General features: G+C 60.3%; 6 protein-coding genes. All 6 read left to right on the forward strand.

The window, feature by feature from the left end:
• Positions 1 to 1,602 (forward strand): long-chain fatty acid--CoA ligase (locus tag V3W31_07020; GenBank protein ID MEE9614689.1); only part of this gene is annotated, 1,602 nt, incomplete at its 5' end.
• A gap of 13 nt (positions 1,603 to 1,615) precedes the next feature.
• Positions 1,616 to 2,212: a c-type cytochrome gene (locus tag V3W31_07025; GenBank protein MEE9614690.1), complete on the forward strand. Its 597-nt coding sequence runs from the start codon at positions 1,616 to 1,618 to the stop codon at positions 2,210 to 2,212.
• A 4-nt stretch (positions 2,213 to 2,216) separates the two neighbouring features.
• The gene (locus tag V3W31_07030) at positions 2,217 to 2,939 is read left to right on the forward strand and encodes a methyltransferase domain-containing protein (GenBank protein ID MEE9614691.1); all 723 of its coding nucleotides are present in this window, start codon (positions 2,217 to 2,219) and stop codon (positions 2,937 to 2,939) included.
• 10 nt (positions 2,940 to 2,949) lie between these two features.
• Entirely contained in the window at positions 2,950 to 4,260 is a 1,311-nt protein-coding gene (locus V3W31_07035; protein ID MEE9614692.1) for a hypothetical protein, read from the forward strand.
• Between the two features lie 59 nt (positions 4,261 to 4,319).
• Positions 4,320 to 5,261, forward strand: coding sequence for a transglutaminase domain-containing protein (locus V3W31_07040; protein ID MEE9614693.1), 942 nt, complete (start codon positions 4,320 to 4,322; stop codon positions 5,259 to 5,261).
• Positions 5,262 to 5,308: 47 nt separating this feature from the next.
• On the forward strand, positions 5,309 to 7,454 hold a 2,146-nt coding region (gene rnr, locus V3W31_07045), incomplete at its 3' end, for a ribonuclease R (protein MEE9614694.1).

Below are 7,454 nucleotides of genomic sequence, written 5' to 3' on the forward strand. Positions count from 1 at the left end.
GGGCGGAAGACCCTCGGAAGGGGGGAGTTCGAGGAGAAGGTCCGGGATCTCTCGCTCGGTCTCCTCACGCTCGGCGTCGGCCGGGGCGAGAGGGTCGCCATACTCCTCGAAAACTCCCCGGAGTGGATAATCACAGACCTCGCGATATCCTCCATAGGGGCGGTGAGCGTACCGGTCTACACCACCCTTAGCCCCGAGGAGACCGCGTTCGTACTGGAGGACTCCGGCAGCACGGCCGTGGTCTTCTCCCCGCACCATATAAAGAAGCTCCTCCAGGCAAAGTGCCCCTCGTTAAAGCACTTCATAGCCACGGCAGAGGTGGAGGGACCCGCAGTTCTCGGTACCGAAGTGCTTACCCTCGGCAGGGTAGCGGCGCTCGGCCGGGAGTCCGGCGACCCGGAGCTCTGGGAGGCGAGGATGCGGGCCGTCGGGAGAGACGACCCGTTCTCGATTATCTATACCTCCGGCACTACCGGTCGCTCCAAGGGGGTCGTCCTGAGCCACGGCAACATCCTCTCCAACATCGAGGCCGTAGGGACCATTATCTCGGTAACCGGCCGGGACCTGCACCTCTCCTACCTGCCGCTCAGCCACATCTTCGAGCGCATGGTCCACCACCTGATGATATATAAAGGCGGGGGCATCGCCTACTCCAGGGGCTTCGCCTACGCCGGGGCCGACATCCGCTTCTTCAGACCCACGCTCATGGTAGCCGTGCCTTTCTTCCTCGACCGGATAAGAGCGAAGGTCCTCGAAGGCATCGAAAAGGCCGGGGGCGCCAAAAAGCTCCTCTTCCGCGCGGCGATGAGGGGGGGAGCTTCAGGGCGCCTCCTCGACGGAGTCGCATTAAGGAAAATACGGGAGAGGATAGCTCCGGGGCTCCGTTTCTTCATATCCGGCGGGGCAAAGCTCCCGAAGGATACGGCCGAGTTCTTCCGGGCGCTCGGCATGCCGGTAATTGAGGGCTACGGCCTTACCGAGACCTCGCCCGTCGTAAGCATGAACACCCCGGAGGACGTAAAGATCGGGAGCGTGGGAAGGCCCGCCCCGGGCGTGGAACTACGCATAAAGGACGACGGGGAGATAGTCGTAAGGGGCCCGGGCGTCATGAAGGGATACTTCAATATGCCCGAAGCCACGAGCGAGGCCGTCCGCGACGGCTGGTTCCACACGGGCGACATAGGGTTCGTGGACCCCGACGGCTTCCTCACCATAACCGACAGAAAAAAAGACTTGATAATCACCTCCGTGGGGAAAAACATCGCCCCGCAGAGGATAGAGGCCGCCCTGAGGGCGGACGAATGCATAAAAGAGGCCCTGGTCTACGGCGACGGAAGACCGCACCTTGTCGCCGTCATAGTGCCGGATAAGGAGGGGCTGGACGCCGCGGGGATAAGGGACGAAGAGAGGATGAAGTTCTATGAAAAACGGATACACGCGAACCTGAAACCCTTTGCCAGGTTCGAGCAGATACGCAGGTTCGCCCTGGTCGACGACGAGCTCATCCGCGAAGAGTGCGTAACGCCGACCATGAAGCTTAAAAGGGCTATGGTGGCGGAAAAGTTCCGTGATATAATAGACGGGCTCTACGAAGTCAGTTGAGAGGAGGCTCTATATGAAGAGTACGTTCCCGGTTTCAGCCGTTTTATCCATTCTGGCAGCCGCCTTGCTCCTCACCGCGGCCGGCTGCGGAGAGCAGACGCCGGAGGCCGAGAAGAAGTCGGAAGCCGTCGCCGAGAAAACCCCGGAACCGAAGAAAGAAGCGGCCGTAGAGGCGGTGGGAACCGAACCCACGTCCGAAGAAACAACCAAGGAAAAAATCGTGGAAGATGTGGCCCCGGACGGATACACCACCCCGAGGGTGGCCTATGCGAGGAAGAACGGCATACCCGAAGAGTTCCGCGGCCTGTCGAACCCGATTGAGGCAACGGCCGAGAATATCGAGACCGGCGGAAAACTCTTTTTAAGGCAATGCGTTATGTGCCACGGAACCGGGGGCAAGGGGGACGGCCTGGGCGGCAAATCCCTTAACCCACCACCTTCGAACCTCGCACTTCTGGCCGGGACGGTCTCGGACGGCTATCTCTTCTGGGCCATGACCGAGGGGGGCAAGACCGTCGGCTCGCTCATGCCCTCGCTCAAGGGCATCTCCGAGGAGAACAGGTGGCAGCTGGTGCTCTACATGAAAGAGGAGCTTAGAGAGAAGCAATAAGCGCATGGGCGGATTTAAGGACACGAACTGGGCGGACGGGGAGTTCGCCCTTAAATACCTTGAAAACGCCGACCTCATCATCCCGGAGCGAAGCGGCTTCATGGAAACCCTTGCCTCTTTCGGCCGCCACTTCCTCGGGGGCAGACCCGGTGCCGCGCTCCTTGACCTCGGGTGCGGGGACGGTGCCTTCACCGGGGAGCTCCTGAAGCTCGACGGCTCAATGGAGGCCACTCTTGTAGACGCTTCCGGGGAGATGATCCAAAGGGCGAGGGAACGCCTCGGCGGCTTCAAGAACGTAAAGTTCATAGAGGCGAGCTTCGAAGATTTGATGGAGGAAAAGGTCGCCGTGGCCCGGTTCGACCTTGCCTCCTCCGCCCTGGCCCTCCACCACCTTCCCCGGGCGCAAAGAGGCGAGATGAACGCATACGTCCATTCCCTCCTGACCGAAGGCGGCTGGTTTATAAACATGGACGTCTGCCTTTCCCCCTCCGAGACCCTTGAAGAGTGGTACCTGAAACTCTGGGAAGAGAGGATAGTGGAGGAGCAGAGGGAGGCGGGGGTTAAGGTGGACTACGAAAGCTTCATGCGAAAGCACGGGGAGCGCAAACACCACATGAGACTCGACACGTTGACCGACCAGCTCGGGGCCCTGGAAAAGGCCGGTTTCAAAATGGTGGACTGTTTCCGCAAATATGGTATATTCGCAATATACGGAGGAAGGAAGTAAAAGCTGCCCCATGCCGCTTAAAACAGTTCGGAAAACCACGGCGCTGCACCTGCTCCTGCCGCTCCTCTGCCTGGCCGTAACGGCCTGCTCGATGGGAAGGCTCGTCCCCAAGGCGGAGGAGCCAACCGTCCTGCGCAAGTCCCTCAGGATAAGCCCGGACGCCAGAGGGGTGGCCTACATTGCCGACCTGAGAGACAAGAGGAAACGTTTTGTGGTCGTTGGCGGGAAAAAGGGCAGGCAATACGACGACATAAGGAGGGATACCCTTACCTTCAACCCCGCGGACCCCGGGGGGGGGAGGGGGACGCCGGGCATAAACCATGTGGCCTACGCTGCCAAAGACGGCGGCAGGTGGTTTATCGTTGCGGGCGGCAAGGAGGGGAAGCGCTATAACGGCATAGCGAAAAGAAGTCCCGTATTCAGCCCCGACGGCAAACACCTTGCCTATGCGGCCAAAAAGGAAGGCAAATGGTTCGTCGTCGCGGACGGCAAAGAAGGGAAGCCCTACAACTCCGTGGTGGACTGCACCATAGCCTTCAGCCCCGACGGCAGGCATATGGCATACGCGGCAAACGAGGGTAAGGAATGGTTTATCGTCATGGACGGCGAGGAGGGCAAGCGCTACGACGCAATACTCCGGGACAGCCCGGTCTTCAGCCCCGACGGCCGGAGGCTTGCATACGTGGCCAAGAGGAACAGGAAGTGGTTCGTCGTGGTGGACGGCAAGGGAGGGAAGCGCTACGACGCGATACTGAAAGACAGCATCACCTTCAGCCCGGACGGCAAGCGCCTTGCCTACGCGGCAAGGAAGGATAAGAAGTGGTTCATCGTGGTGGACGGGAAACGCGGGCCTGGATACTATATCGTCAGAAAGAACACGATAGCCTTCAGCCCGGACGGCAAACGCCTTGCCTACGCGGCCGGGGCCGGGAAGAAGGAACATTTCGTGGTCGTGGACGGGAAGGAGGGCGAGCGGTATCGGGCTATCGCGCCGGGCTCGCTTTTCTTCAGCCCGGACGGCAAGCGTATGGCATACGCGGCAAGCGAGGATAAAGAATGGTTTGTCGTGGTGAACGGTGAACATGGGCCCGGCTACGACGCGATAGTAAGGGGCAGCATCGGTTTCCTGCCGGACGGCAGGATGTTATATGCGGTCCGTGAAGGCGAAGAGCACCTCCTGGTCATGGACGAGGGTACCATGACCCTGGCCGAAGACATATACGTCCGCAGCGGGAGCATCGTTTTCGACGCTCCCGACACCCTCCGTTACCTCGTCAAAAAGGACGGAGAATTCTACCCGGTAGAGGAGAGGATAGAATAGCGGCTCGCCGAAAAGGGGTTCCCGCTACTCGACCGGTTGAAGGGATGCGACCGGAGCGCATGACAAAGACCATAACCCTTCTTACCGCCGCGCTCATGGCGCTCTCCGCCTACCCCGCCCATGCCGGCTACGGCAGGGTCGTAACACTCAACATGTCCTACCGGATCAGCTCCGAGAACGCCTCCGGGATAACGCTCCTGAGCCTCGTCCCAAGGACACTGCCCGGCAGGCAGATAGTACGCGACCTCAGCTACTTCCCGGAGCCCTCCAGGGTGTTTGACGAGAACGGCAACCGGTACGCCGAATTCGTCATAGACGACCCCGGGGGCGGCCTTACTGTCCGGATAGATGCGTCGGTGGAGATACTCGGCTATGACCTGTCTTCCGCCTCCCCTATCGGCTCCTTCAACCCGTTCGACGACATACGGGGGTCCATGGAAGAGGAAAGCTCGAGAATGGAGCTTTTAGTTAACGAAGAGCTGAGAGAGAAGTACCTGAGGGAAGAACGCTTCCTGGAAAAGAACCACGCCGCCATAGCCGGCGCGGCTACGCTGCTATACGGCTTCGAGGACCTCGAAACCGCAAGAAAGACCTATAACTTCGTCCTGGAAAAGCTGACACACCTCGCCTACGATATAAGGGACAACGGGGCCGTGAAGGTACTCGGACGGAGAACGGGGGACTGCAACGACTACTCGGACCTGTTCGTAGCGCTCTTGAGGGCAAATGAAGTCCCGGCAAGGTTCGTATACGGCCTTGTCCCGGCATCCGACGGCCTCCCCTACCATGCCTGGGCCGAGGCGTTCCTGGAGGATTACGGCTGGGTGCCTTTCGACCCGCTGTTCGGGGACCTCGGGGCCGCATCCTTCGAGAGGCTGCCGCCCGTCTACATCTACCTCTCCCGGCTACGGAGCGACAGCCTCCTGAATAATGGCTACTACTTTACGGTCCGGCACCAGGGAGGTTCGGTCCGCGTGGACCCCTTCTTCACGATAGACTGAGACGACGCACTTAAAGGCACGGCGTCCCCGGAGGAGACCCAACGAATATGAAAACAGACAAAAAAAATAAGGTGGTCGAGTTCATGAGGCAGGAGGCCTACCGGCCGCTCTCCATAAAGGAACTTACGAGGGGTCTCGACGTCCCCGGGGAGGCCAGGGACGGCTTTAAGCGGCTGGTGAAGGAAATGGCCGCCGAGGGGACGCTCGTTAAGATTCGCGGCAACAGGTACGGGCTGCCCTCGAAGATGAACCTCATAACCGGCGAGATGCTCTGCCACCCGAACGGCTTCGGCTTCGTAAAGCCCGAGGAGGGAGGGGAAGACCTCTTCATAAACCCCGCGAGGCTTAACGGCGCCATGCACGGCGACAGGGTCGTCGCCAGGGTCGAGGGAGTAAAAAGGGACGGCAGGAGGGAGGGGCGGATAATACGAGTGCTCACGAGAGCGCACAAGACCGTAGTCGGGAGGCTTGAGAAGGGACAGAGGGGTTTCTCCGTGGTGGTCCCCTCCAACGAGAAGATAATAACCGACATCATTATTCCCCCGGGGGAGGCGATGGACGCCGAAGAAGGGAGCGTGGTGGTCTGCGAGATTACGAGGTGGCCCGCAAAACACCTCTCCCCCCAGGGCAAGGTAACGAAGAAGCTCGGGAACCCCGAAGACCCGGACGTCGAGGTGGAGGTCATAACGAGGAAGTACGGCCTGCCGCAAAAATTTCCCCCGGCCGTGCTTAAAGAGGTAAAGGCCGGGCCCGCGCGTGTCGGCGCGGACGACATAAAGGGCAGGGTCGACCTGAGGGGGCTAAAGGTGTTCACCATAGACGGCGAGAGCGCCAAGGACTTTGACGACGCCGTCGCCGTGGAGAGGACCGGCAAGGGCGGCTATCGCCTCCACGTATCCATAGCGGACGTAAGCCACTACGTAAAGGAAGGAACGCTGCTTGACGCCGAGGCCCGCACGAGGGCCACCAGCGTGTACTTCCCGGACCGCTGCATACCCATGCTGCCCGAAGCTCTCTCGAACGGCATATGCAGCCTGAACCCCCGCGAGCCGCGCCTCACGCTCACCGCCGAACTCGACTTCGACTCTAAGGGAAAACCGGTCGGGAAAAAACTCTACGAGAGCGTTATAAAAAGCTCCGAGAGGCTCACATACACCGAGGTCAGAAAGGTCCTCGCGGACCGGGACGAGGAGACGAGGGAAAAGTACTCGCATATAGTCGAAGCGATCGAGACCATGGAGGAGCTCGCGAGGAAGCTCAACACGCGCAGGGCCGAGGGCGGCTCCATAGACTTCGACCTCCCGGAGCCGGAGATCATAATCGATATCGAGGGCAGGATAGAGGATATAATCCGCTCGGAGAGGAACATAGCGCACCGTATAATCGAGGAGTTCATGCTCGCGGCCAACAGGGCCGTGGCCGAGGAGTTCACGTCCAGGAAGCTTCCGGCCCTGCACAGGGTGCACGAAGAGCCCGACGAGGACGCGATAAGGGAGTTCAAGGAGTTCATCGCGGCCTTCGGCTACAGGCTGGAGGCGAAGGGGCCGAAGGGGTTCCAGCAAATCGTTAAGAAAGTGGAAGGGAAGCCGCACGAGAGACTCGTAAACCACGTGCTCCTCCGGTCCATGAAGCGGGCCCTCTACTCGGCGGAGGAGGGCGGCCACTTCGGCCTCGCGTTCAAGGACTACACGCACTTCACCTCCCCCATAAGGAGATACCCGGACCTCGTAATCCACAGGCTCGTAAAGCTCCTCCTCAAAAAGAAGTACGGAAAGAGGGAACGGGATAGGATGGCGGAGGCGCTCCCCCCCATCGCCTCCCACAGCTCCGAGAGGGAGCGGAACGCCATGGAGGCCGAACGCGAACTCGTGGACTTGAAGAAGGCCCAGTTCATGGCCGATAAGGTGGGGGAGAGGTTCGAGGGGTTCGTCTCCGGGGTCACGAGCTTCGGGGTGTTCGTGGAACTAAAGGAGTTCTTCGTCGAGGGGCTCGTACACGTCTCCTCGCTCACCGACGACTACTACCTCTTCGACGAGAAGAGACACACGCTCATGGGCGAGAACACGAAGAGGTGTTTCAGGCCCGGCACCGAGGTCGCGGTCCTGGTAGACAGGGTGGATATCGCGCGGAGAAGGATAGACTTCTCCCTGGACGACGAACCCCGGAGGGAGAGGGGGGGAAGGGGGGGAAGGG

The organism is Thermodesulfobacteriota bacterium, assembly GCA_036482575.1.
GTDB lineage: Bacteria > Desulfobacterota > GWC2-55-46 > GWC2-55-46 > JAUVFY01 > JAZGJJ01.